This is a genomic window from Microbacterium sp. 22303, from assembly GCF_052045265.1.
Taxonomy (GTDB): domain Bacteria; phylum Actinomycetota; class Actinomycetes; order Actinomycetales; family Microbacteriaceae; genus Microbacterium.
In genome coordinates this window covers 699,556-723,220 of sequence record NZ_JBQEOQ010000001.1, presented here as the reverse complement: position 1 = coordinate 723,220, position 23,665 = coordinate 699,556, and the positions used below count along the sequence as shown (strand labels likewise).

At 71.5% G+C, this 23,665-nt stretch carries 17 protein-coding genes; 12 read left to right on the top strand and 5 right to left on the bottom strand.

Annotated elements, in window-relative coordinates; genetic code table 11:
* The first annotated feature begins 119 nt into the window (after nucleotides 1–119).
* A complete protein-coding gene (locus ACTJI8_RS03480; RefSeq protein WP_440732003.1) occupies nucleotides 120–530 on the top strand; it encodes a DUF4383 domain-containing protein in 411 nt (136 codons plus the stop codon).
* A gap of 7 nt (nucleotides 531–537) precedes the next feature.
* Nucleotides 538–1,068, top strand: a complete 531-nt coding sequence (locus tag ACTJI8_RS03475; protein WP_440732002.1) for a hypothetical protein — start codon at nucleotides 538–540, stop codon at nucleotides 1,066–1,068.
* Between the two features lie 70 nt (nucleotides 1,069–1,138).
* Here ACTJI8_RS03475 and ACTJI8_RS03470 read toward each other — a convergent pair whose 3' ends face one another.
* From ACTJI8_RS03470 to ACTJI8_RS03460, 3 genes are all read right to left on the bottom strand, one after another.
* Nucleotides 1,139–2,047: a peptidoglycan DD-metalloendopeptidase family protein gene (locus tag ACTJI8_RS03470; protein ID WP_440732001.1), complete on the bottom strand. Its 909-nt coding sequence runs from the start codon at nucleotides 2,045–2,047 to the stop codon at nucleotides 1,139–1,141.
* A 253-nt stretch (nucleotides 2,048–2,300) separates the two neighbouring features.
* Nucleotides 2,301–4,838 carry a bifunctional lysylphosphatidylglycerol flippase/synthetase MprF gene (locus ACTJI8_RS03465; RefSeq protein ID WP_440732000.1) on the bottom strand — a complete coding sequence of 846 codons (2,538 nt, stop codon included), beginning with the start codon at nucleotides 4,836–4,838 and terminating at the stop codon, nucleotides 2,301–2,303.
* Nucleotides 4,839–4,945: 107 nt separating this feature from the next.
* Nucleotides 4,946–5,422 (bottom strand): Lrp/AsnC family transcriptional regulator, encoded by a 477-nt coding sequence (locus ACTJI8_RS03460; RefSeq protein ID WP_440731999.1) that lies wholly within the window; start codon nucleotides 5,420–5,422, stop codon nucleotides 4,946–4,948.
* Nucleotides 5,423–5,535: 113 nt separating this feature from the next.
* Here ACTJI8_RS03460 and ACTJI8_RS03455 point away from each other — a divergent pair, with 113 nt between their 5' ends.
* From ACTJI8_RS03455 to ACTJI8_RS03415, 9 genes are all read left to right on the top strand, one after another.
* Nucleotides 5,536–6,741, top strand: a complete 1,206-nt coding sequence (locus ACTJI8_RS03455; protein WP_440731998.1) for a trans-sulfuration enzyme family protein — start codon at nucleotides 5,536–5,538, stop codon at nucleotides 6,739–6,741.
* Between the two features lie 37 nt (nucleotides 6,742–6,778).
* Complete coding sequence (locus ACTJI8_RS03450) at nucleotides 6,779–8,044, top strand: MFS transporter (RefSeq protein WP_440732439.1); 1,266 nt, start codon at nucleotides 6,779–6,781, stop codon at nucleotides 8,042–8,044.
* Between the two features lie 149 nt (nucleotides 8,045–8,193).
* Complete coding sequence (locus ACTJI8_RS03445; protein ID WP_440731997.1) at nucleotides 8,194–10,548, top strand: hypothetical protein; 2,355 nt, start codon at nucleotides 8,194–8,196, stop codon at nucleotides 10,546–10,548.
* Nucleotides 10,545–13,199: an FtsX-like permease family protein gene (locus tag ACTJI8_RS03440; protein WP_440731996.1), complete on the top strand. Its 2,655-nt coding sequence runs from the start codon at nucleotides 10,545–10,547 to the stop codon at nucleotides 13,197–13,199. The genes ACTJI8_RS03445 and ACTJI8_RS03440 overlap by 4 nt, the downstream gene beginning before the upstream one ends.
* A gap of 77 nt (nucleotides 13,200–13,276) precedes the next feature.
* On the top strand, nucleotides 13,277–14,170 hold the full coding sequence (locus tag ACTJI8_RS03435; protein ID WP_440731995.1) for an ABC transporter ATP-binding protein: 894 nt from the start codon (nucleotides 13,277–13,279) through the stop codon (nucleotides 14,168–14,170).
* Nucleotides 14,167–14,871, top strand: coding sequence for an ABC transporter ATP-binding protein (locus tag ACTJI8_RS03430; RefSeq protein ID WP_440731994.1), 705 nt, complete (start codon nucleotides 14,167–14,169; stop codon nucleotides 14,869–14,871). The genes ACTJI8_RS03435 and ACTJI8_RS03430 overlap by 4 nt, the downstream gene beginning before the upstream one ends.
* Before the next feature lie 160 nt (nucleotides 14,872–15,031).
* A complete protein-coding gene (locus ACTJI8_RS03425; protein ID WP_440731993.1) occupies nucleotides 15,032–15,619 on the top strand; it encodes a helix-turn-helix domain-containing protein in 588 nt (195 codons plus the stop codon).
* The gene (locus tag ACTJI8_RS03420) at nucleotides 15,616–16,911 is read left to right on the top strand and encodes an MFS transporter (RefSeq protein ID WP_440731992.1); all 1,296 of its coding nucleotides are present in this window, start codon (nucleotides 15,616–15,618) and stop codon (nucleotides 16,909–16,911) included. Before ACTJI8_RS03425 ends, ACTJI8_RS03420 begins: the two co-directional genes overlap by 4 nt.
* A complete protein-coding gene (locus tag ACTJI8_RS03415) occupies nucleotides 16,908–19,313 on the top strand; it encodes an HAD-IC family P-type ATPase (protein ID WP_440731991.1) in 2,406 nt (801 codons plus the stop codon). The genes ACTJI8_RS03420 and ACTJI8_RS03415 overlap by 4 nt, the downstream gene beginning before the upstream one ends.
* A 16-nt stretch (nucleotides 19,314–19,329) precedes the next feature.
* Here the strand turns inward: ACTJI8_RS03415 and ACTJI8_RS03410 are convergent, their stop codons facing one another.
* Together ACTJI8_RS03410 and ACTJI8_RS03405 are read right to left on the bottom strand one after the other, a co-directional pair.
* Nucleotides 19,330–20,487: an acyltransferase family protein gene (locus ACTJI8_RS03410; RefSeq protein ID WP_440731990.1), complete on the bottom strand. Its 1,158-nt coding sequence runs from the start codon at nucleotides 20,485–20,487 to the stop codon at nucleotides 19,330–19,332.
* Nucleotides 20,488–20,558: 71 nt separating this feature from the next.
* On the bottom strand, nucleotides 20,559–21,071 hold the full coding sequence (locus ACTJI8_RS03405) for a YbaK/EbsC family protein (RefSeq protein WP_440731989.1): 513 nt from the start codon (nucleotides 21,069–21,071) through the stop codon (nucleotides 20,559–20,561).
* Nucleotides 21,072–21,135: 64 nt separating this feature from the next.
* On the opposite strand from ACTJI8_RS03405, the gene pepN reads away from it, so the two are divergent.
* A complete protein-coding gene (gene pepN, locus ACTJI8_RS03400) occupies nucleotides 21,136–23,631 on the top strand; it encodes an aminopeptidase N (protein ID WP_440731988.1) in 2,496 nt (831 codons plus the stop codon).
* Nucleotides 23,632–23,665: the final 34 nt, after the last annotated feature.

Below are 23,665 nucleotides of genomic sequence, written 5' to 3'. Positions count from 1 at the left end.
CGGCTTCCGCGGATTCTCGCCCCGCCATCGGTCCGCACGCTCCGAAGACGATCCCATCCGATCCGCAGACGGCTCCGAACAGAGGGTGAGCGGCACCGTGCCGCACTCGAGGAGGAGCAATGCGTTCGTCACCGAACCGTCTGATCGCCGTCATCTTCGGCGCCGTCTACATCGTCGTCGGAGCACTCGGCTTCGCCGTGACCGGAGGAGTCTCCTTCCTGGCGACCCAGGGAGGAATGCTGCTCGGGATCTTCATGGTCAACCCGCTGCACAACGTCGCCCACCTGCTCATCGGCGCCGCACTGCTCGCTGCGGGTCTCGCGTCCACGCGTGCGGCGAAGGGCGTGAACACCGTCGTGGGGGCGGCATACCTGCTGCTCGGCATCGTCGGATTCTTCCTCGTGGGGACCGCGGCGAACATCCTCGCGCTGAACACGTTCGATCACTTCCTGCACCTCGCGAGCGCGCTGCTGCTGCTCGCGGTCGGGCTGGGCGTCGAACGCGGCGCGTCCCGCGAGGCGATGGCCTGAGGTCGTCGTGCTGCGCAGCTGGCCCGCGCTCCTCGCCTGGGGCGCGGGTCTGATCCACTTGGCGATCGGGGCCGCGGTCGCCCGCGCAGATGGCGATGGGAACGCCATCATGCTGCTGGCGCCGATGCTCGTGGTCGGAGCCGCGGAGATCGCCTGGGGTGTCGCCGTGCTCCGTGCCGGGCGGATCCGCGGGGGAAGAGCCGCAGCGGTCGGCGCGATCATCGCGGTGCTGATGGGGGCTGTCGCCCTCGTCGGAGGGGCACCGGTGATCGCGGTGGGGACCTCGTCTGCGCTGGCCATCGCTTCGGGAGCGATGGCGGCGCGGATGCGGGAAGCGGGGGTGGCCCGGACCGGCAAGGGGGAGGGGCCGGTCCGAGCCTCCCGGTCGCGGGCGGCGGGGGTGGCTGTGGGGGCCCTCCTCGTCGCTGCGCTCGCGATGCCGGGCTTGGCGCAGACCGATGCCGCGAAGAACGGGGATCCACACGATCATGGGGTCGGTGCAGATCTGCCGCTCGTCGATCCGCACGCGCACCACTGAGCCACGGCCCGGGGTGCAGACGAGAAGAGACCCTCGCCGGGGCGGGGGCCTCTTCTCGTGCGACGTCGGATCAGAAGACGTTGGACTGAAGCCACGCGAGCGGGTCGATGGCGCTGTCGTTGATGTGCACCTCGAAGTGCAGGCAGGATCCGACCGTCCAGCCGGTGTCGCCGACCCGGCCGATGAACTGACCCGCGGTGACGCACTCGCCGGCCTGGACCGCACGGCTGCCATAGGTCATGTGCCCGTAGAGCGTGGAGACGGCGTTGCTGCCGCTCAGGGACGGGTGCGCGATCTCGACCGTCACGCCGTAGCCCTGGTAGCTCTCGGACGAGAGCGTGACGCAGCCGTCGGCCACGGCGTAGATGGGGGTGCCGATGCCGGCGGCGAAGTCCTGGCCCATGTGGCTGCGCCCGGTGCGGGCGGCGCCGAAGCCATCGGTCAACGTGTACGAGCCCGCGGCCATCGGGTAGATGACCTGACCGGGCTTGGCGATCGAGGCGACGCCGGTGCGCTCGGCGGCGGCGGTCGCCGCCTGCATCGCGCTGAGCTCGGAGGGCGTGGTCGCCGTGAACGTGCCGTGCACCTGCACATCGGGAAGCACATCGCCTGCGGCCGTGAACGACTGTGCGCGGATGTCGGCGGATGCGCTGTTGGAAGGCTTGGCGTCACCCGCATGCACCATGCCGAGGGCGGGCAGCGCGGTGCCGACGACGAGCGCCGAGATCGCGAGGGCGGCGCCGGTGCTGCGCCCGATGTTCTTGGCGCCACGACGGGGACGCGTGCCGGCGGGGACGATGTGCGCGGGGGCCGCGGAGCGGGTCGCCGGCTCGGGGGCCTGCGGGGGTGCGGGCACGCGCGCCTGGGGTGCAGTCGGGTCGAACAGCGGCTGCGGGGCCGGCTCGGCCGGGGCGCTCGAGGTGCCGGCGGGTGCAGAGGTCTGCGCGGACGTGGTCGCCTGTGCGGCGGCCTCCCTCATCTCCCGGCGCGAACGGGGCGCGGTGGTGCCGACGGTCGCGGACGGGGCTTCTGTCGTGCGGGCAGAGGGGTGCGCGGTTTCGGGGGCTCGCGAACTGATGATGTGCTCCTCGGGCAGCGGAGGGGGTGTGACGTCTCCGCCATCGGGGGGAACGGAGGGGTGTTACAACTCCGTAATAATACGGATCGTTCCTGAGAGTTCCATACATTGGCCGTCAAACGCCGTCTCGGCGTGGCGCGATCGGAGCACGTCGTCAGCGCCCGCCGCCGCGGTTGGTGATGGTCTGCGCGAGCGCCAGATACTCCTTCGGCGTGGCCTCGGGAAGGTAGGCCTCGCCGATCGCGAGCCCGATGGCCGCGAGCTTGGCCGGATCCGCATAGGCCATGTAGATGGTCTCGTAGCGCGGGTTGAATTTGCTCTTGAACCGGAACAGCGACGTGAACCCGTAGGCGGGCTCGAGCATCTCTCCGAGCCAGCCGAGCAGGCGGGTCATGACGGTCGGATCCGGGGCCTGCTCGCCGGGCTTGGTGGCCAGCGGTGCACCGGACAGGCTGAGTGTCTGTGCGCCCTGCTCCTTCATGTGCAGGGCCGCCGAGGCGATGATGAACTCCATGATGCCGGGCATGGATCCGTCGCTGCGGCGCATGAAGTCGATGGTCCAGCCGGTGACCTTCCCGTCGGTCCAGCTCGGCAGCCAGCTCGTGGTGGCCTCGATCCCGCCGTCCTTGTTGAGGGCGAGGAAGATGCCGACATCGGAGTCCTTGAGCTCTTCCATGCCGCCGAGGGTGAAGCCCATCTCCGGCAGCTTCTTGTGGGCGACCCACTCCTCGCTGACGGCGGTGATCTCCCGCGAGTAACGGGTCGGCAGGTCGTTCCACGTCGACCACAGCGTGGTGATGCCCTCGCGTTCGCCGCGGTTCAGCGGCTGGCGCACCTTCTGCCACGCCTTGCCGGCGAGCTCGAAGCCCGGCAGGTCGATCACGGTCTCCTCGCCGACGGACATGTACTGCCAGCCGAAGGACTGGAAGATCGGCAGGTAGCGCTCGTGGAAGCTGTAGAAGCACGCCGACCAGCCCTGGGACTCGCAATAGGCGATGAAGGCCTCGACGGTCTCCCGCTCGGCTCCCTCGGCGCACACCGGATCCGACACCGTCAGGGCGACCTTGCGGATGACGCGGTATGCGACGGCACCCCGACCGTCGGCGGTGAACCAGTAGCTGTTGCCGGCCCAGGTGCCCATGAATCCGAGGGTGCCGCCGCCCCCTTCGCGCAGCAGCGCTCGGAACCGCGCCTCCTCGACGACGGCGCGGTCCACCTGGGTGGCGCGGAACAGCCGCACGCTGGCGACGATGAAGACGATCCAGAACGGCACGCCCACCCACTGGTAGACGAACAGCGCTGCGCCGTCGATCGGTATCCCTGCATCGGAGATGGCGGGTAGCAGCCCGCTGGAGACGAAGGGACGCACCATGTCGGCGACCAGCTCGCCCACCGACGGCTGGCCGTCCAGGTAGTTGTCGCCGTCGATCAGCCCGATGGCGAGATAGAGCCCGGCGAAGACCACGAACGCACCGACCACGGTGAGGATGAAGTGTCGCACGGCGGCGGGAGGCGCGGCGACGCGGAAGTGCCGCCGGGTGAACAGCAGCAGGGCGATCACGCCGATCGGGACGAGGACGGCCAGGACCATCGCGATCCCGTCCTCGATGAGCAGGGCGCCGCGGAGCTTGTCGTCGAGCAGGTCGTTGATGCCCACCGACGTGGCCGTCAGCAGGGCGATCACGGCGTTGACCGCCAGCGCCATGATCCACGCGGCGCGGCGGCCTGTGCGCAGCCCCCAGGCGGCGACCAGCGTGAGCACCAGTGGGACGAGGCTCACCAGGAACGGCCCTGGGCCCGAGTTGAGGATCGCGTCGGCCTGGCGCACGCAGTCGGCGGTGAAGTCATCGACGCAGGACTTGGGCATGGTGGCGGCCTCGATCGGGGAGAATCCCGAGACCACGAGCCCGAGCGGCGAGTACCAGGCGCCCGAGATCAGCACGATGAACGGCCCGAGTCCCGTGGCGCCGACGATGGCCGCGACCAGGGTGCGCACCTCGCGATGGGAGCTGCGATGCCAGGTCGGCCGTATCGCGCCGCGCGCCAGCACGAGGCCGAGGAGCAGCCCGAGCGCCCCGGAGATGAGCCGGAACACGCTGTCGCTGTCCGCGGCGTACAGCGCGAACATCATCAGCAGAGTGAAGCCGACGACGCGGATGCGGCGCTGCCACAGCGCCGGGGCGAGGGCGCTCGCCGCCATCAGCATGCCGACGGTGCCGATCGTCGGATCCGCGACGGCGTCGTAGCTGGCGAGCAGGCCCCATTGCGAGCCCCACGAGACCAGCAGCCACTGGCCGCCCAGGCCGATGACCATCGCGAGGACGCCGGTCAAGAAGAAGGTCCACGCGGCGCGGACGCTGCCGAGCTTGCGCTCCGCGTACGCGCCGGCGGTCAGGATCAGCAGGATCGCGAGCACCCCGCCGATCACCGAGTCTCCGAACAGCAGCGCGGTGAGCGGGGTCCACCAGTCGCCGTCCTCGATCGTGGTGCTCACCGATGCGGCGAACTCCTGCGGGAACCGTCCGAGGAACGTCCCCGTGACGAATCCGGCGGCCAGCACGACCAGGGCCAGCGCCGCGCTGAACGGATTGCGCAGCAGATACGTCAGCACAGCGCGGATCCAGCGCGGCGTCTCGTGCGGTGCAGACGGGGGAGCGATGGTGCCGGCGGGGGCGTTGTCAGAGGCGGTCATACGCTGCTCTCTCTGCGATGATCGCGCGGTTCGTGCCGGATCCGCGCGGTGGCGGGCGGCCACCCCTTCAGAGTGCCCAACCTCCGCGACGTTGTACAGCCGGGCTGTCAGCGCGGCGCGGCGAGCCCCGAGCCGTCGCGGCGTTCGAACACGAGCTGCGTCTCGGTGGCGCGGACGACGTCGTGCACCGTGATGCGCTCCAGCACGATGTCGCGGAGCGCGGCGGCATCGGCGACGGCGACGTGCACGAGGAAGTCGTCGGCACCCGCGATGTGGAACACCTGCAGCACGCCCTCGGTCGTCTCCAGTGCGTCGAACAGCGCCTCCACACCGGTCTTGCTGTGGTTGCCCAGCCGCACCCGGATCACGGCCTGCACCGGGCGGCCGAGCGCGGCAGGATCCAGTTGCAGGCGCAGCCCGAGGATCACACCCCGCGTGCGCAACGAGCGCAGCCGGAATGCACAGGTGGAGGCGGGGATCCCCAGCGCGGCCGCGAGCTGCTTGATCGGGGCGTCGGGGTGCTCGGACAGGGCGGCGAGTATGCGCAGATCGAGGCCGTCGACGCCGTGCTGCTCCGTGCTCAAGATCCACTCCTCGTATCGCCCGTTTGTTGTGCTGAACACAAGACTGACATCATCTGCGGATCCGTGCAGCAACGCAGATAGCAGTTTGCTGTGCGTGGAGGGATCCTGTGTGCATGAGCGACGACGATTCCCTGCGTGACATGCCCCTGCGTCCCGAGACCGTCGCGGTGCACGCCGGCCGGGCAGACCTCGCCGCCCTCGGCGTGCACGCCGCGCCGATCGACCTCTCCTCGACCAACCCGCTGCCCGACATCGCGCACGGCGGCGACTCCTACGAGTCGATGGCGACCGGCGGGCAGCCGTTGCCGGACGGCGGCAACGTCTATGCGCGGCTGTGGAACCCGACGGTCGCGCGCTTCGAGGAGGGCCTCGCGGAGCTCGAGCACGCCGAGGCGGCCGTCGCGTTCTCCAGCGGCATGGCCGCGATGACGGCGGCGATCCTGTCGCACACCATGGCGGCCGGCAAGCACCACATCGTCGCGGTCCGTCCGCTCTACGGCGGCACCGATCACCTGCTCGACTCCGGGCTCCTCGGCGCCGAGACCACGTTCTGCGCCGAGCACGAGGTGCACGCGCACCTTCGCTCCGACACGGGCCTCGTGGTCGTCGAGACGCCGGGCAACCCCACCCTGGACCTGGTCGACATCGCCGCGGTCGTCGCACAGGCGGGTGATGTGCCCGTGGTCGTCGACAACACGTTCGCGACCCCGCTGCTGCAGAACCCCCTGGATCTCGGCGCCGCCATGTCCTTGCACAGCGCGACGAAGTACATCGGCGGGCACGGCGATGTGATCGCCGGCGTCATCGCGTGCTCGGAGGAGACCGCGCGGGCGCTGCGTCGCGTCCGTGCGATCACCGGTGCGCTGCTGCATCCGCTCGGTGCGTACCTGCTGCACCGCGGGCTCGCGACGCTGCCCGTGCGCATGGAACGGCAGCAGCGTTCCGCCGAGCGCGTCGTGGCGTGGCTGGCCGAACACCCCGCCGTGGCCGAGGTGTTCTACCCCGGCATCGGCGACGAGCGCGGTCTCATCCCGCGGCAGATGCGCGGCGGGGGCGCCATGATCGCCGTGCGCCTGCGGGACGGCTATGCCGCCGCCGAGGCCCTCACCGGTTGCGTACGGCTGTTCACGCACGCGGTGTCGCTCGGCGGCGTCGACTCCCTCGTGCAGCACCCGGCGGCGCTCACGCACCGGCCGGTCGCGGCGGAGGCTCGTCCCGGTGCCGACATCGTTCGGCTCTCGATCGGGCTGGAGGATCCGGAGGATCTCATCCGCGATCTGGCGCAGGCGCTGGCCAGGATCGCCGTCCGCGCGGAGTGATGTCCGAGGCACCCGGCAGACTTGGCGGGTGACCGGAATGAGAACCTTCTGGACAGCGCTGCCCACGACCGGGCGCTGGCTGCTGTCGACCGTCGCGATCCAGACGCTGGGCCGCGGGCTGACCCTCCCCTTCACGATCATCTATCTGCACGAGGTGCGCGGGTTCGACCTGGGCGTCTCCGGTGCGCTGATGAGCGTCATCGCCGTGACGGGGCTGGTGGTCACCGCACCCGCCGGCACCCTGATCGACCGCTACGGCGCCCGGCGGATCCTGCTGGCGGGCCTCGTGTCGATGATCGCGGGCTGCACCCTTCTCGCGTTCGCGACATCGCCGGTCGTGGCGGCGATAGCGCTCGTGCTGATGGGAGTGAACTTCGGCGTCTCATGGCCCGGGTTCAATGCGCTGATCGCCACGATCGTCGCCGGTGAGCTGCGCCAGCAGTACTTCGGCGTGAACTTCGCCCTGATCAATCTCGGCATCGGCGTGGGCGGGATCCTCGGCGGCTTCTTCGTCGACGTGCACCGGCCCGAGACGTTCGTGGCGATCTTCCTGATCGACGCCGCGAGTTCGCTGATCCCGATGGCGTTGCTGCTCGGGCCGCTGCGGCATGTGCGCACGCATGCCGAGCCCGGCGACGAGCACGAAGAGCCGGCGGAGGGGTACCGGCGGATCCTGCGCCGTCCGGCGGTGCTCTGGCTCACACTGCTGACCTTCCTCGCGGTGTTCATCGGCTACGGGCAGATGGAGGGCGGGTTCCCGGCCTTCGCCCGCCAGGTGTCCGGCGTCTCGACGCAGGTCATCGGCTTCGCATTCGCGGTCAACACCGCCGTCATCGTGCTTCTGCAGTTCGCCGTCCTGAAGTTCATCGCCGGACACCGGCGCACCCGCGTGATGCAGGTGATGACCCTGGTCTGGGGGTTCTCCTGGGTGCTGCTGGGGCTCACCGGCTTGCTGCCGAAGACTCTGGTCTCAGCGATCGGCGTGCTGCTGTTCATGGGCGTCTTCGCCTTCGGAGAGACCATGCTGCAGCCCACGGTGCCCGCGATCTGCAACGATCTGGCCTCCGACCGCAGCCGCGGGCGATACAACGCGATCAACGCCGCGGCTTTCCAGGGCGGGGCGATCGCCGGGCCGATCGCGGCCGGCATGCTGCTCGGCGAGGGGCGTCAGATCTGGTTCATCGTGGCGATGGTGGCGGGTTCCCTGCTGATCTGCGCTCTGACGATCGCGCTCGAGCGGCGGCTGCCCGCGGCCGCGAACGGTGTGCCGCAGCCGGAGGAGATCGCGGTGCGCGAGGCCTGAACGCGCGTGTGCGTGCTGCGCCCGGTCGCAGCGGAGAACACCGTTGCGCGGTCGCAGCGCTGCCTCCAGGATGGGGAAGTGCGTTTCGTTCGGATCAATAACGATCCCGCGACGAGCGCGCGCGGCGGTCGGTGACACAGGCGAGGACGATGACGTTTGCGGTGAGGCGGGCGCGGCAGCAGACCGCGCGACTCGTGCTCGTGCTGCTCGCCGCCGGACTCGTCGTGCTCGGCGTCGGGGCGACCGAGGCGCTGTCGGTCCGGCTCGTGGGCGACGGTGTGCGCCAGGTCGCGGAACACGCCGAACCGGGAACGCGCGTCACGAAGGTCACGGCGCTGCGTGCGGAGGATCCTGACGCGCAGGACCGCGCTGTGCGAGCGGCGATCACGAAGGCGTTCGCCGGCACCCCGATCGCGGTCAGCCGGATGGCCGTGAGCGAGATCTCGGTCGGCAACCCCGATGCGGTGCAGGCGATCGGCGGGGAGGGCATCGCCGATCGCGGCGAGCTCGTCGACGGCGAGTGGCCGAGACGCTCCGGCGAGGCGGCCGTGCTGGCGGCCGCCGCGGAGACGCGCGGGTGGCGGATCGGCGATCGGATCCCGCTCGGTGCGGATGCGTCCGGCGGCATCGTCGACGTCATCGTGGTCGGCACCTGGACGGCGAAGGATGCCGCCGATCCCACCTGGGCTGGAGACCCCGCGGTGGGTTCCGGTGATTCCGAAGGCGCGGCAGGGCCGGTGCTGATCACTGCGGACGACATGGCACGGCTGTGGACCACGCCGACAATCACCTGGACCGTCCAGCCGACCTCACTGACCGCCGACAGGCTGGACGGATACCGCGCGGGCCTGGCCCGGCTGGTACAGCTTCCTGCCGAGGTCGACGCGGACAACAGTTCCAACACCGCGGTCGAGGGCGCGCTCGGCGACCTGCTGGACCGCCAGACTCGGGCGGTCGCGGTCGCCCGCGGCATGATGGCGGTGCCCACTGCGATCATCGTGGCGCTCGGGGCGATCGCGATCGCCGTGATCCTGACCGCACTGGCGGGAGCCCGCCGGGAAGAGCTGCGTCTGATCCGCGCGCGCGGCGCCGCAGCCACCGGCGTCGCCGCTGCGGCCGCCGGTGAGGCCACGGCGGCGACGGGCATCGGCGCCGTCCTGGCGGTGATCGCCCTGCTCCCCGCCGGAATTCTCGGCGCCTCGACGATCGTGGCCGCCGCGCTCACCGTCCTGATCGCCGCCGGTGCCGCCGCCTTCACCGCGGTACGTGCGTCCGCACCGGCGGCAGCGGCGCGCTCCGATGCCGGTCGGGGGATCATGCTGGCACTCCTGCTGCCGGCGCTGGTCGTCACGGCTCTGGCGGGGTTCGCGCTCTGGCAGCTCTTCACGCGGGGCGGCGTGGTCGCGGACGATGGCACCGCGGATCCGGTCGCATCGGCCGCCGGTGCCGCATCGCTGCTCGCACTCGGCCTGCTCGTCCCGGCGCTCGCCGTGCTCGTCGCAGCGATCGCCGAACGCGTCGCCCGCCGGGGTCGCGGCATCATGCCCGTGCTGCCGCTGCGCCAGATCGCGCGCCGGGCGGGTATCGCGGCGGTCGCGATCCTGTGCCTTGCCCTCGCCGCGGGATCCGCGACGATGGCGGTCGGCGTGGGCCCGCTCGCCGCCGCTGTCGACCACTCGGCCGTCCGGGCCGCGCTCGGGCTGGATGTCCGTGCGTCCGTCGGTGCACAGCAGGCGGTGCCGCTCACCGCAGCGGAGACCGCCGCGCTGCCGACGGTCACCGTTGCCGCCGAGGTGCTGAGTCGGGACGCGGAGGTCGGTGCGGACACCGTGGCATTCGTCGCCGTCGACCCGTCGGCCGTGGCGCTCCCCGCGGCGGACCGGGCGGCGCTCACAGCCGGATCCGGTGGCCGCCTGCCCGTGGCGATCACCACGGCTCTCGCGCAGCGGCTCGGCGCCGCGCAGGGGACGCGGTTCGCGATCACTCTGCGACCCGAGGGTGCGCGCCTGGAGGCTGAGGTGTCCGCGATCGTTCCGACGATCGCGGGCGTCGGATCCGGCCCCGGGATCCTCGCCGATCGCACCGCCGCCACGTCGATGGCCGAGGGGCTGCCCGCCAACGAGCTGTGGGTCGCGACCTCGGATCCGTCATCCGTGGCCGCGACGATCCGCTCCCGGGCGAAGACCCCGGTGCGGATCCTCACCCCCGCCGCGGTGAGCGACGCTCCGATCACGGGGTCGTCCGCGATCCTGCTCGCCCTGGGATCTGCGGCCGCCGCCCTCCTGGGCCTGCTCGGCTTCCTCTCGGCCGTCGCCGCGGATCGGTCCCGCCGCACGGAGGAGCGCACCGCGCTGCGCGCCCTCGGGCTCAGCACCGTACGACAGCGGTCCGCGAGGTTCGCCGAGGTGACGGGCATCGCGATCTTCGGCGCGCTCGGCGGCGTGGCGGCGGGGCTCGCCGTCGTGGCCGTGGTGCTGCCGGTCATGTGGGGAAGCGGCTCATGACGCGCCATCCCGCCGCGCCCACGGTGATCCTGCGCACCGTGCTCACCTCGCCGCTGCTCTCCGCTTTCCTCGTGCTCGCGATCGCCGCGCTGACGTTCGTGGGCGTGCTGGTGCCCGCGCTCATCGACCAGGCCCGCACCGCGACGGTGCAGCACCAGATCGGCGGGATCCCCGACGTGGGTCGATCCCTCACTGCGGCGTACTCCGGCATCGCCGGCCTGGAGGGGACGCCGACAGTCGATGCGTGGTCAGGGCCCCTGGGCGTCGTCGCAACGGCCCGGGACAGGCAGCCCGAGCCGCTGCGGAGCGTTCTCGGCGCTCCTCGGATGATCGGCGCCTTCGGCGCGACCGGCCTCTTCGCCGACCGGGCCGTTCCGAAGAACCTGGTGCAGCTCGTCATGGATCCGGGGCTCGCGCGGCGCAGCGTGCTCGTGCAGGGCGAGTACCCGAAGAGCACGGATCCGGCAGAGGGGATCGAAGTGGTGCTCACGGCGCAAGCGGCCCGGGCGCTGGACTGGAAGGTCGGCGAGACCCGGCACCGGCAGGATCTGGTCGTGCGGCTGACCGGCCTGGTGGCACCGAACGGCAGTGACGAGCTCGACTGGAAGATGTTGGTCGGCTCGGTCGAGCCCGCCATCAAATACACGTCGGACGGCGACATCATCCTGCAGACCGTCGGCTTCATGGCGCCGGACGAGGCGGGGATGCTCGGCGAACTGCGTGCGGAGACCTCGACCTTCTCCTGGATCCCCGTGCACAAGGAGGCGATTGATTCGGGCAGTGCCGCGAAGGTCGGCGCGCAGCTGCGACTTTTCCTGGCGAACCCGATACACGTCGGGGCGGTGGGCTCGTTCTATGACCGCGGGTTGGTCTACGTCACCCCGGTGGCGGATGCGCTCGATCGCGGAGTGGCGAGGGCTGATGCGCTCGATGCGGTCGTCGCGGTCGCTGCCGTGGGTCCTCTCGCGGTGGCTGCGGTGGTGCTGAGCCTTGCCGGACGGCAGCTGGCACTGCGTCGCTGGCGGGCCGCCGCGCTCGCCCGCGCCCGGGGCGCGTCGTTGTCGCAACTGTCCGCGGTCCTCGGCGGGGAGGCGCTCGTGCTCGGGGCGCTCGGCGCGGGAATCGGGCTGGCGGTCGGGGCGGCGCTGTCGCCGCAGGGACCGCACGCTCTGGCCTGGCTGGTGGCAGCGGTGCTGGTGCTCGTCCCGGCCTGCACCGTGCCGCTCACCGTCATCGCGGACCTGCGCCGTGCTGAACGCCGTGACGGGAGTGGACAGCGGGCGCGGCCGTGGCGGCGCATGCTCGCAGAAGCCGTCATCGTGGTGCTCGCCGTCGCGTTCGCCGTCCTCCTCCTGAGCCGTGGCGAGGCGGTCCGGGTGGATCCGGTGCTGCTCGCGATGCCGGTGCTGATCGGCGCGGTGGGCACGGTGGCGGTGCTGAGGCTGCTCCCGCTGCTGCTGGACGGGCTGCATCGCACCGCCGAGCGCCGCACCGGGCTGATCGCTCTTCTGGGCCCGGCCCGGGCTCTGCGCGATGCCGCGCTGCGCACCGCGCCGGCGCTCGCCGCCGTGATCGGCATCGCGGTGGCGGTCTTCTCGGTGTCGTTCGCGGCGACCGTCTCGGACGGCATCAGCCGCACGGCGCGGGACGCCACCGGCGCGGACGTGGCCGTGTCGATGCCGTACTTCGAGGATGCGCAGATCGAGGCCGCACGGAAGATCCCCGGCGTCGAGGCGGTCGCGACGCTGGACGCCGACGAGATCGGTCAGGGCGCCTCGTCCGGTGCTTCCGACCGGGTGCGCGTCTATGCGGTCGACCGGGATGCCTTCGCGCGAGTGCAGCGGGGCTCCGACGGCGCCCTGCCGCTGCCCGCGTCGCTGGCGTCGGCATCGGGTGGATCCGTGCCGGTCGTCGCCTCGGAGCAGCTGCTCGCGCAGTTCGGCGACGCGCTCACGGTGAACGGACACGCGGTGCAGGTCGTCGCGCGCACCGCGCAGCCGACGCCGTTCGGGAGCGCGGAGAAGTGGGTGATCGTCGACCGTGCGAACATCGACAGGCTCGGCGTCGCCTCGCCCCTGGTCACGAGACTGTTCGCCTCCGTGGCGCCCGGCCACGACCCGCGTGCGGTCGCGAAAGCGCTGACGGCGCGGCTCGGCGCGACAGCCACCGCCACGACGGCCGAGCAGATCATCGCGCAAGCGGCCTCGGATCCGGCGTCGTCCGCGCTGCGCGTCGCGCTGTTCGTCGCGACGGCGATCGTGGCGATTCTGCTCGTCTTCGCCATCATGCAGACACTCCTGCTCGGATCCACGGCGCGCGCCCGGCTGCTCGCGCTGCTGCGCGCCGTCGGGTTTCCGCGGCGGGCGGAGCTGCCGCTCGTGGCCTGGGAGGTGGGGCCGGCGCTCGTCGTGGCTCTTCCCGTGGGCGTCGTCTGCGGCCTCGCGATGTCGTGGCTCGTGGTCGGGGCGCTGGACCTGCGTGGTTTCACGGGAGGGCAGAACGCCCCCGCGCTCGGCCTCCCCGTGATCTGGCTGGCCGCGACGGTGCTCGGCTTCGCGGCGGTCACCGCGGTGGCCGTGCTCCTGGCGACGGCTGCGGCGATGCGGCTGCGCACCGCGGATGCGATCAGGGTCGCGGATGACGAGGGATGACGGATGACGGCCGAGGAGAAGGACGCCCACGGCGACGAGGGACGTGGGATCATGACCGCACGGAGAGGGAGCTGGCGATGACCGATGTCGACATCGCATGCGAGGGACTGGTGCGCATCTTCACCGCCAAGGGCGTGGAAGTGCAGGCGCTACAGGGCCTGGACCTGCGCGTGGGGGCCGGGGAGATGGTCGCCCTCGTCGGCGCCTCCGGATCCGGCAAGTCCACGCTGCTCGGCATCCTCGCCGGGCTCGACGCGCCGACCGCCGGCAGCGCCCGCGTGGCCGGGCACGACCTGGTGACGATGCGCGCCGCGGAGCGACTGCGCTATCGCCGTCGCAGCGTCGGCTTCGTCTGGCAGCAGTCCGGGCGCAATCTGGTTCCGTATCTGACAGCGCGGGAGAACATCGCGTTGGCGCACGGCGTCGCCCGCACCGTGCCCGCGGGGGAGCGCGCCGGTCGCGCGCAGGCGCTGCTGGAGCTTCTCGACGTCGCAGAAGTGGCCGACCAGCGGCCTGCACAGCTGAGTGGGGGCCAGAAGCAGCGCGTCGCGATCGCCGTCGCGCTCGCGAACGAACCACGCGTGCTGCTCGCCGACGAACCCACCGGCGAGCTGGACGAGCGCACCAGCGCCGATGTGCTCGCCGCGATGCAGGCCGTCAACACCGAGCACGGTGTCACGACGCTCATCGTGACGCACGACGCGGCAGTGTCCGAGCATGTCGACCGGACCGTGCGGATCCGCGACGGCCGGACCTCGACCGAGACACTGCGCAGCACCCACACCGACGACGAGGGGCGCGAGGTCCGCACCGCGCAGGAGTTCGCGGTGCTCGACCGGGCCGGCCGCATGCAGCTGCCCGGCGAGTTCGTGAGTGCGCTGGACCTGCGCGACCGTGTGCGCCTGACGCTGGAGCCCGACCACGTGCGGGTGGCGCCGAGTGCGGCGCCCCCGCAGGAGGAGCAGTCATGACCGAGGTGCTGCGCGCGGAAGGGCTGACCCGGGTGTTCCCCGCGCCCGGCGGCGATGTCACCGCCGTCCGCGACGTCGATCTGACGGTCTCGGCGGGGGAGCTCGTCGTGATCACCGGGCGCTCCGGATCCGGCAAGACCACGCTGCTGACGATGCTCGGCGGCCTGGACCGGCCGACCAGCGGACGGGTGCTGCTGGATGAGCACGATCTCAGCGCCGGCGACGCGAGCCACGTGCTGGGGGAGCGGATCGCCTCGATCTTCCAGACCGCGGGTCTGCTGCCGGTGCTCTCCGCAGCGGAGAACGTCGAGGTTCCGCTGCGGATCCGCCGCACGCCCGTGGCCGAGCGCGAGCAGCGCGTCGCCCGGGCGCTGGAGGCGGTGGGACTGGCCGATCACGCACGGCAGCGCCCGGCCGAACTCTCCGGCGGGCAGCAGCAGCGCGTCGGGATCGCCCGCGCACTGGTGATGGATCCGGCAGTGCTGATCGCGGATGAGCCCACCGCGCAGCTGGACAGCGAGACCGGGGCGCAGATCATGGATCTCATCGCGGGCCTCGTGCACGAGCGCGGCACCGCCGCGATCGTGGCGACGCACGATGCCGCCATGCTCACCCGCGCGGACCGGGTGCTGGATCTGCACGACGGCGTGCTGCACGAGCTCGGCCCCCGTGCGCTCGCGGCGAAGACGGGGCACCGCTGACCGCACCGGTCGTTACTGACCGCGAGACTGCATCTGAGTCACGAGACTGCAGTTCTGCCACGCAGTCTCGTCGCACAGATGCAGTCTCGCGGATCCGAGGTGCGTATGGAATCCGTGCATAATACTTGTGCACAGATTCTGTGCGTGCAAGCATGGGGGCATGGACACTCCGGAACACCCCGTCGGCATGCGCCTCGACGAACGCGCGGTGCGTGTGCTCGCCCATCCGCTGCGCTCCCGCCTCCTCGGTGAGCTGCGCGTGCACGGCCCCGCGACCGCGACCGAGCTCGCTGCGGCGCTGAGCACGAACACGGGAGCGACGAGCTATCACCTCCGCGCCCTGGAGGACGTCGGTCTCGTCGCCGACACCGGCGATGGCGCCGGGAAGCGACGGATCTGGCGAGCCAGCACCGACTACCACTCCTGGAGCAACTCCGACTTCGCCGACGACGAGGACGCGCAGGCCGCGTTGGGCTGGCTGCGCCGCGACTACGTGCGGCAGTTCGCCGCGCGTGCCGAGCGCTGGCTCGACGCTGAGGGCTCGTGGCCCGCAGCGTGGGTCGACCGCCTCGGACTGGAGGACGTGCTGCTCACGGTGACGCCGGATCAGCTCGCGGAGTTCCACGCCGAGTTCGAGGCGCTGGCAGAGAAGTACCGTCGCATCGGGGAGGGCGACCGGGCGTCGCGACGGGTGCACGTCGTCGTGCAGTCCACGCCGATCGACCTCGACCCGCCGGAGGAGTCGTGACTGCCGGCGTCGCAGGCGCCGCGGCCGGAGTCGCGATCGCCGCGGCGCAGCGGCGTCTGCTCCTGCTCTCGGCGCTGCGCTGGCTCCCGGTCGGCGTGACGCTCGGGGTGACGGTGCTGCTGCCGCTCGAGCGCGGCCTGTCGATCGCCGAGATCGGATCCATCCTCGCCATCCAGGGCTTCGTGGCGCTCGCGCTGGAACTGCCCACCGGCGCCCTCGCCGACACGCTCGGCCGTCGCCCGGTGCTCGCCGCGTCCGGAGTGCTCGCGGTGGTGGCCGCCGTGCTGTTCCTGCTCGCCGACTCGTTCGCGCTGTTCGCCGTGTCGCTGCTTCTGCAGGGCGTGTTCCGCGTGCTCGACTCCGGGGCGCTGGAGGCCTGGTTCGTCGATGCCGTGCACGAGCACGATCCGCACGCCGAGGTGGCGCGCCCCCTCGCACGCGCCGCCACCGTGCTCGGCGTCGCGATCGCCGGCGGTGCGCTGGTCGGCGGCCTCCTGGTGGCGTGGCACCCGCTCGCCGGACTGTCCGCGCTCGTGCTGCCGCTGGTCGTGGCGATCGGACTGTACGCGGCCTACACGGTCCTCGTCATCGCGCTGGTCCGGGAGCCCCCTCAGGAGGGGGCTGAAACGATGCGGGTGCTCCCGGCCATGGCGCACGCCGCGCGGCAGGCCCCGCGGACGATCGCGGACGGGCTGCGCCGCGCGGTGCGCTCCCGGGTGCTGGCGGGTCTCGTGCTCGTCGAGGTGTTCTGGTCGGTCGCGATGATCGCCTTCGAGACGCTCACCCCGGTGCAGCTGGAGGACCTGCTCGGCGGAGAAGCGGCGGCCGCCGCGGTGTTCGGGCCGGCATCGGCCGCCGCGTGGGGCTTGTTCGCCGTCGGATCCCTGCTCGCCAGCAGGCTGAGCAGCGTGATCGGAGTGGCCTGGACGGCGATCCTGAGCCGGATCCTGAACGGAGCCTTCGTCGTCCTCATGGGGCTCTCCTCGGGGATGGTCGGCCTGCTCATCGGCTACGGACTCACCTATCTCGCGCACGGCGCCGCCGGCCCCATGCACGCAGCTCTCCTGCACCGCGAGGCGGATCGGTCCACCCGGGCCACGGTGCTCTCGTTGAACTCCATGGTCTCCGGCGGGGCCTACAGCATCGGGCTGCTGGTGCTGACCGCGTTCGCCGGAGCGACGTCGGCGGCGACCGCGACGATCGTCGCCGGGGTGTTCAGCATCCTCGGCGCGGCCTGCTATCTGCCTGCCCTGCGCCAGGAGAGGGCGTCCGCTGTTAGCGTGAGCGGATGATCACCCGTGCTCCGCTGACCGCCACACAGGTGGCCGAGAGGATGTCCCGCGGCGAGAGCAACGTCATCGGCTCGCGCACGAGCCGCAGCTTCGGGGAGATCTTCCGGGCGAACGCCTTCACCCGCGTGAACGGCATCTACCTGGTGATGTTCCTGCTGATCCTGGGCACCGGCTACCTCATCGACGGACTGTTCGGACTGCTCATCATCGTCAACAGCGTGGTCGGCATGGTGCAGGAGATCCGGGCGAAGCGCACGCTGGACCGGCTCGCGCTGCTGAGCAAGGCTCCGGCCCGCGTGGAGCGGGCCGAGGGTGTCTCGGAGATCGATGTGGAGCACCTCGTGCTCGACGATGTCGTGCTCGTCGCCGCGGGAGATCAGATCCCGGTGGACGGCGAAGTGCTCGATGCGACGGGCTTCGAAGTGGACGAGTCACTGCTCACGGGGGAGTCGGAGCCGGTTCTCGCCGGAGCCGGATACGAGCTCAAGTCGGGCAGTTTCGTTGCCGCGGGATCCGCGAGCTTCCGCGCGACGGCCGTGGGCGAGCACGCATACGCCGCGCGGCTCGCCAAGGAGGCCTCGGAGTTCCGCAAGCCCTCCTCGCAGCTGCGCGCCGGGATCGACCAGATCCTCAAGTACGTGACCTGGGCGCTGATCCCGGTGGGCGTACTCACGATCATCAACCAGATCTGGGGGCATGCACAGGACTGGCGCAGCGCGGTACGGGGGCTGGTCGCTGCGCTCGTGCCGATGGTGCCTGAGGGCCTCGTGCTGATGACGAGCGTCGCCATGGCGGTGGGTGTGATCCGCCTCGGCCGTCGGCGATGCCTGGTGCAGGACCTGCCTGCGATCGAGCAGCTCGCCCGGGTCGACGTCGTGTGCACGGACAAGACCGGGACGCTGACCGAGGACGGCATGCGGGTGGGGGCCGTGGAACGGCTCGGCACCGACGGCGCCCGCATCGAGGCGGCGCTCGCTGCGATCGGGCGCGCGGAGGGCAAGCCCAACGCCAGCATGACGGCGATCCTCGAGCACGTGGGCGACGTACCGGCGCTTCCGGTGCAGACGTCGATCGCGTTCTCCTCGGCGCGCAAGTGGGCGGCGATGCAGACGGCGGATGCCGAGACCGGCGCGGTGGAGAGCTGGGTGCTCGGCGCCCCGGACGTCTTGCTGTCTGTCGGCGATGCCGCCCGCACCCGTTCCGACGCGCTCGCCTCGGAGGGGCTGCGCGTGCTCGCTCTCGCGCGCACCGCGTCCGCCTTACCGGGCGCCGAGGCCGCGGGAGACGGTCTCCCCGATGGACTCACCGCCACCGCGCTCGTGATCCTCGACCAGCGGCTGCGCGCCGAGGCGCCGGGTGCGATCGCCTACTTCGCGGAGCAGGACGTGGCGATCAAGGTCATCTCGGGCGACAACGCGGCCGCGGTGGGCGCCATCGCCGCCGAGGCCGGCGTGCCCGACGGGCGCAACGCCGTCGACGCGCGCACCCTGGATCCCGAGTCCGCGCACTTCGACGCGGAGGTGCAGAGCCGCACGGCGTTCGGCCGGGTCACCCCCACGCAGAAGCGCGCGATGGTGCATTCGCTGCAGGGCGACGGTCACGTCGTGGCGATGACCGGCGACGGGGTCAACGACGTGCTCGCGCTCAAGGACGCCGATGTGGGCGTGGCGATGGGATCCGGCTCGCCGGCCGCGCGCGCCGTGTCGCGGATCGTGCTGCTGGACAACTCGTTCGCCACGCTGCCGCACGTGGTCGCCGAGGGGCGCCGCGTGATCGGCAACATCGAGCGTGTCGCGACGCTGTTCCTCACCAAGACGCTGTACTCGATCCTGCTGGCGCTGCTGGTGGCCGTCACCGCGGTGCCGTTCCCGTTCCTGCCCCGGCACGTCACGCTCATCGCGTGGTTCACGATCGGGATCCCGGCGTTCTTCCTCGCCCTCGCCCCGAACACGGCCCGCGCGCAGGACGGCTTCGTGCGCCGGGTGCTCGATGCGGCCGTGCCTGGCGGCATCGGCGCGGCGCTCGCGTCCTACGGTGCGTATCTGACCGCACGTGCCGTGTTCGGCACGGACCACGCCGAGGGCAAACTGACCTCGTCGACGGCGTTCCTGGCCCTCGTGATCGTCGCGTTCTTCGTACTGATCAGCGTGGCCCGTCCGTTCCGGCCGTGGAAGATCGGGCTCGTCGGCGCCATGATCGGCGGCATGCTCGCCGTGATCCTCACCCCGTTCGGATCCAGGGTGTTCGACGTCGATCTGCATGATCCACGGGCGGTGCTGATCGCGTGCGCGTTCGGCGCCGCAGGGATCGCCGCACGGTTCGGCGCCAGAGCCGTGCTGCGCGCGATCTACGGTGCCGTGTCCCGCCGCCGGCAGCGGCGCGAGGCAGCCGTCCGCTCCTGACCTCGGGGGCGCGGGCCTACTCCGCGCGGGCGAGCACTGCTCGTCGGGCCGCGCGTATCCGGCTGACGTGCGCACGCTCGGCGAGCGCCGCCCCGATGCCGCCCACCTGCCGGGCGAGATCCTGTGCCTGCCGCTCCACGAGCGCGTGGAAGAGTGCGGCCGCGAAGAGACTCAGGGGGATCCCGACCAGGCACGCGAGCCACCACTGCTCCGCGCCGAGCAGGTAGCAGAGCGACGCCAGGATCGGGGCGTGCACGAGGTACAGGCTGAACGACACCTTCCCCAGCCACTGCATCGTCCGCGTCTCGAGCAGCCGGTGTGCGCCTGGCCACACGATGGCGAGCACGACGAGCAGCGCGGCACCGGCACCGGCGAGCGCCCACAGCACGTCCGCCACGACCGTGCCCCCGGTGAGCGGACGCGCCAGCCAGCTTGCGATGAGCAGGACCGAGGCGGCCGCCGCAAGCCAGGGGAGGGTCCGGCGCACCCGCGGTCGGTCGGCCCAGGTCTGCAGATCCGCGAAACGCACGGCGATCAGGGTGCCGAGCAGGAACACGGGCAGGTAGGCGAGCGCGGAGTTGCCCGTCGTGCGTCCCAGGAACATGAGGACGACGGCCAGCGCGGCCGCGGGCATCGCGAACCGGCGCACGCGCAGCGCGACCCAGAGGTACAGCGGCAGCAGCAGCGAGAAGAACAGCTCCCAGCGCAGCGACCACAGCACGTTGTCGATCGGATAGTCCGATCGCAGCAGGGTCATCTGCGAGAGCACGTCGCCGGCCGACACGCTGGTCGCCTGCGCGTCCTGCATCCACGAGTCCTCGGGCATCGTGGACGCATCGCGCGGGATCAGCTGGACCAGCAGCGCGGCGGAGCCCAGTGCCGCGATCACCGGCACGTACAGCCGTACCAGGCGCGCCGGGTAGTACCGCGCCCAGGAGAAGCCCGTCCGCAGTGCAGGCAGGGCGACGACCATCCCGGACAGCACGAAGAACACCATGACGGCCTCGGATCCGGCCAGCAGCAGCTTGAGCGGGGACTGCGTCAGCAGGGCCCAGCCGGCAGGATCGATCCATGGCTCCGCGATCAGCGAGGCATGGTGGATGAGGACGATCCCGGCGGCGAGACCGCGGAGTCCGTCGAGAGAACTGATCCTGCTGTTACCGTTCTGTGACATCCCTTTCCACGGTAGGGATCGAGTCTGGACGCCTCCTGGATCACGCCTCGGAGCCCGCAAAGGGGGCGGGTTCAGTCCTCCGCGACGACCACGACCTCGCCGCCCGTGAGCGCGACGAGCTCCGCAAACGACAGGGGCATGACGGTGTGCGGGGTGCCTCCGGCGGTCCAGACGACGTCGTAGTCGCGCAGCGCGGCGTCGATGACGGTGCGCACCGGAGCGGGGTGGCCGACCGGCGCGACGCCTCCGATGGCCTGCCCCGTCACCTCCCGCACGGTCGCCGCGGGCGCCATCGCCACCGACTTCGCATCCACGGCCTCAGTGAGCAGGCCGAGATCGACGCGGTGCCGGCCGCTGGTCATCACGAGCAGGGGCTCGCCGTCGGCGAGGAAGAGCAGGCTGGAACCGATCGCCCCGACCTCGCAGCCCAGTGCCGCGGCGGCCTCGACGGCAGTACGTGCGGAATCGGGCAGCTCCCGCACCTGCGCAGCGAGTCCCGCGGCGCGCACGTGCTCCTGCACGATCCTGCTCCGCTCGGGGAGGGCGGCGGTCTGCTCTGTCGTACGACCAGGCTGCTCTGTCATGCGACCATGCTGGCACAGCGTCCGCGCGCCCCGGCACCGGCTCGGGGCATGGAACGATGGAAGCATGAGCACCGCCAACCTCACCCGCACCGAGACCGCCGCGCGATCCGCGGCGGTCGACCTGCACCGCATCCGGCTCGAGCTCGACGTCACCGGCGCGCTCGACGCCGCGAACACGGGGTTCCCCGTGACGACGACGCTCGAATTCGATGCGACGACCGCCGAAACCTGGGCGGACTTCCTCGGCGAGGCCGTGCACGAGGTCGTGGTGAACGGGCAGTCCCGCGATGTGGAATGGGACGGCGCGCGGATCCGGCTCCGCGGTCTGGTAGCGCACAACACCGTCGTCATCCGCGCGACCGGCGCATACAGCCGTTCGGGGGAGGGGCTGCACCGGTTCGTCGATCCGGTCGACGCCGGTGTCTACCTGTACACGCACGACGAGCCGGCCGACGCCCGGCGGTTCATGGCGTGTTTCGAGCAGCCCGACATGAAGGCGGCGATCACGGTCGTGGTGACCGCGCCGGAGGGCTGGGAGACGCTGTCGAACCAGTCGCCCGTCGCCACCAGCACCCGCGACGGAGCGCAGACGGTCGAGTTCGCGCCGACGCTGCCGCTGTCCAGCTACCTGACCTGCATCGCGGCGGGTCCCTATGCGCGCGTGTCGTCGGAGTGGCGCCGTGACGACGTCGTCGTACCGCTGTCGGTGCTCAGCCGGGCGTCGATGGCCGAGCACCTCGCCGCCAACGAGATCCTCGAGGTCACGCGGCAGGGCCTGGACTTCTTCGCCGAGGCGTTCGACTTCGCGTATCCGTGGGGCAAGTACGACCAGATCTTCGTGCCCGAGTACAACATCGGCGCGATGGAGAACCCGGGCCTGGTCACCTTCACCGAGTCGTACCTGTACCGGGGCGCCGCGACCCGGGCCCAGCGGCAGGCGCGGGCGAACACGATCCTGCACGAGATGGCGCACATGTGGTTCGGCGATCTCGTCACGATGCAGTGGTGGGACGACCTGTGGCTCAAGGAGTCGTTCGCGGACTACATGGGCTCGCACGCGTCGGTCGCCGCGACCGAGTACACCGACGCCTGGGTGGCCTTCGCGAACCGGCGCAAGGCCTGGGCGTACACGCAGGACCAGCTGCCCAGCACGCATCCGATCGTCGCCGACATCCCGGACCTCGAGGCCGCGAAGCTGAACTTCGACGGGATCACCTACGCGAAGGGGGCCGCCGTGCTCAAGCAGCTCGTCGCGTTCGTCGGCGAGGACGCGTTCTTCGAGGGCGCCCGCCGCTACTTCGCGAGGCACGCGTACGGCAACACCACGCTCGAAGACCTGCTGGTCCAGCTCGAGCAGGCGTCCGGCCGCGACATGCGGGCCTGGGCGCAGGCATGGCTGCAGACCACCGGCATGAGCACGCTGAGCATCGAGCGCGATGCGGACGGTGACGCCGTGGTCGTGCAGACCGACCCGCGACCGCACCGGCTGCAGATCGGCCTGTACGACCTGCAGGGCGACACGCTGGTGGTGCGCGAGCGGATCCCGGTCGACCTCGCCGAGGAGCGGACTCCCGTCGCCCTTCCCGATGCCGATCTGGTTCTGCTCAACGACGGCGACCTCACGTATGCGAAGGCGCGGCTGGACGAGCGCTCGCTGTCCGCCGTCGAGCGCGGGCTCTCCTGGATCGACGACCCGCTCGCGCGCGGCCTGATCTGGTCGGCGCTGTGGAACGCCACGCGCGACGGCGAGCTCGCCGTCGCGAAGTACCTGGAGATCGTCGTCGCGCACGCGCCCCGGGAGACCGACAGCTCGCTGCTCGGCGGGGTGGTGCTGAACGCCCCGTCCGCGATCGGGCACTATCTGCCCGAGTCCGAACGGGCGGATGCGCGGCGCACCTGGCTGGATGCGACCTGGGCGGCACTCGGCGGTGCTGCGGCCGGCAGCGACGCCCAGCTGATCTGGGCGCGCGCGTTCGCCGCGGCGGCGGCGTTCGACGACAGCAGGCGTCTCGACGTCTCCACCCTGCTGATCGGAGCGGGGCCCCAGGGACTCCCCATGGACGCCGATCTGCGCTGGGTGCTGCTGACCGCACTCGTGGCCACCGGCCACGCCGGGGCGGAGGAGATCACCGAGGAGCAGCTGCGCGACCACACCGCGAGTGGACGCACGGCGGCACTCGCCGCGGCGGCGTCGACGCCGAGCGCCGCGGTGCGCGCCGCCGACTGGCGGGCGGCCTGGGGCGACCTGACGCTCACGAACGATCACCTCGACGCCACCATCCGTGGTTTCGGGGCAGGCGGGCGCCGCGATCTCGTCGAGGTCTTCGACGTGGAGTACTTCTCGCGCATCGAGGAGGCCTGGAGCGAGCGCTCCATCGAGATCGCCCGGCGCCTCGTGATCGGGCTCTACCCCGAGACGGAGACCACCGAGCTCGTGGACGGCTGGCTCGACACGCACCCTGAGGCCCCTGCCGCCCTCCGACGGCTCGTGCTCGAGCAGCGCGACCATCAGCAGCGCGCGATCCGGGTGCGCGAGGCGCAGGGTGTCCTCGCGGGCTGAGCGTCGCGGCGTCAGGGCGGCAAGTCGCGGCCTC

Coding starts and splice junctions, on each gene's coding strand:
- ACTJI8_RS03480 (WP_440732003.1), top strand. CDS start 120: ATGCGTTCGTCACCGAACCGTCTGATCGCCGTCATCTTCGGCGCCGTC.
- ACTJI8_RS03470 (WP_440732001.1), bottom strand. CDS start 2,047: ATGAGGGAGGCCGCCGCACAGGCGACCACGTCCGCGCAGACCTCTGCA.
- ACTJI8_RS03465 (WP_440732000.1), bottom strand. CDS start 4,838: ATGACCGCCTCTGACAACGCCCCCGCCGGCACCATCGCTCCCCCGTCT.
- ACTJI8_RS03455 (WP_440731998.1), top strand. CDS start 5,536: ATGAGCGACGACGATTCCCTGCGTGACATGCCCCTGCGTCCCGAGACC.
- ACTJI8_RS03450 (WP_440732439.1), top strand. CDS start 6,779: ATGAGAACCTTCTGGACAGCGCTGCCCACGACCGGGCGCTGGCTGCTG.
- ACTJI8_RS03445 (WP_440731997.1), top strand. CDS start 8,194: ATGACGTTTGCGGTGAGGCGGGCGCGGCAGCAGACCGCGCGACTCGTG.
- ACTJI8_RS03440 (WP_440731996.1), top strand. CDS start 10,545: ATGACGCGCCATCCCGCCGCGCCCACGGTGATCCTGCGCACCGTGCTC.
- ACTJI8_RS03435 (WP_440731995.1), top strand. CDS start 13,277: ATGACCGATGTCGACATCGCATGCGAGGGACTGGTGCGCATCTTCACC.
- ACTJI8_RS03430 (WP_440731994.1), top strand. CDS start 14,167: ATGACCGAGGTGCTGCGCGCGGAAGGGCTGACCCGGGTGTTCCCCGCG.
- ACTJI8_RS03425 (WP_440731993.1), top strand. CDS start 15,032: ATGGACACTCCGGAACACCCCGTCGGCATGCGCCTCGACGAACGCGCG.
- ACTJI8_RS03415 (WP_440731991.1), top strand. CDS start 16,908: ATGATCACCCGTGCTCCGCTGACCGCCACACAGGTGGCCGAGAGGATG.
- ACTJI8_RS03410 (WP_440731990.1), bottom strand. CDS start 20,487: ATGTCACAGAACGGTAACAGCAGGATCAGTTCTCTCGACGGACTCCGC.
- ACTJI8_RS03405 (WP_440731989.1), bottom strand. CDS start 21,071: ATGACAGAGCAGCCTGGTCGTACGACAGAGCAGACCGCCGCCCTCCCC.
- pepN (WP_440731988.1), top strand. CDS start 21,136: ATGAGCACCGCCAACCTCACCCGCACCGAGACCGCCGCGCGATCCGCG.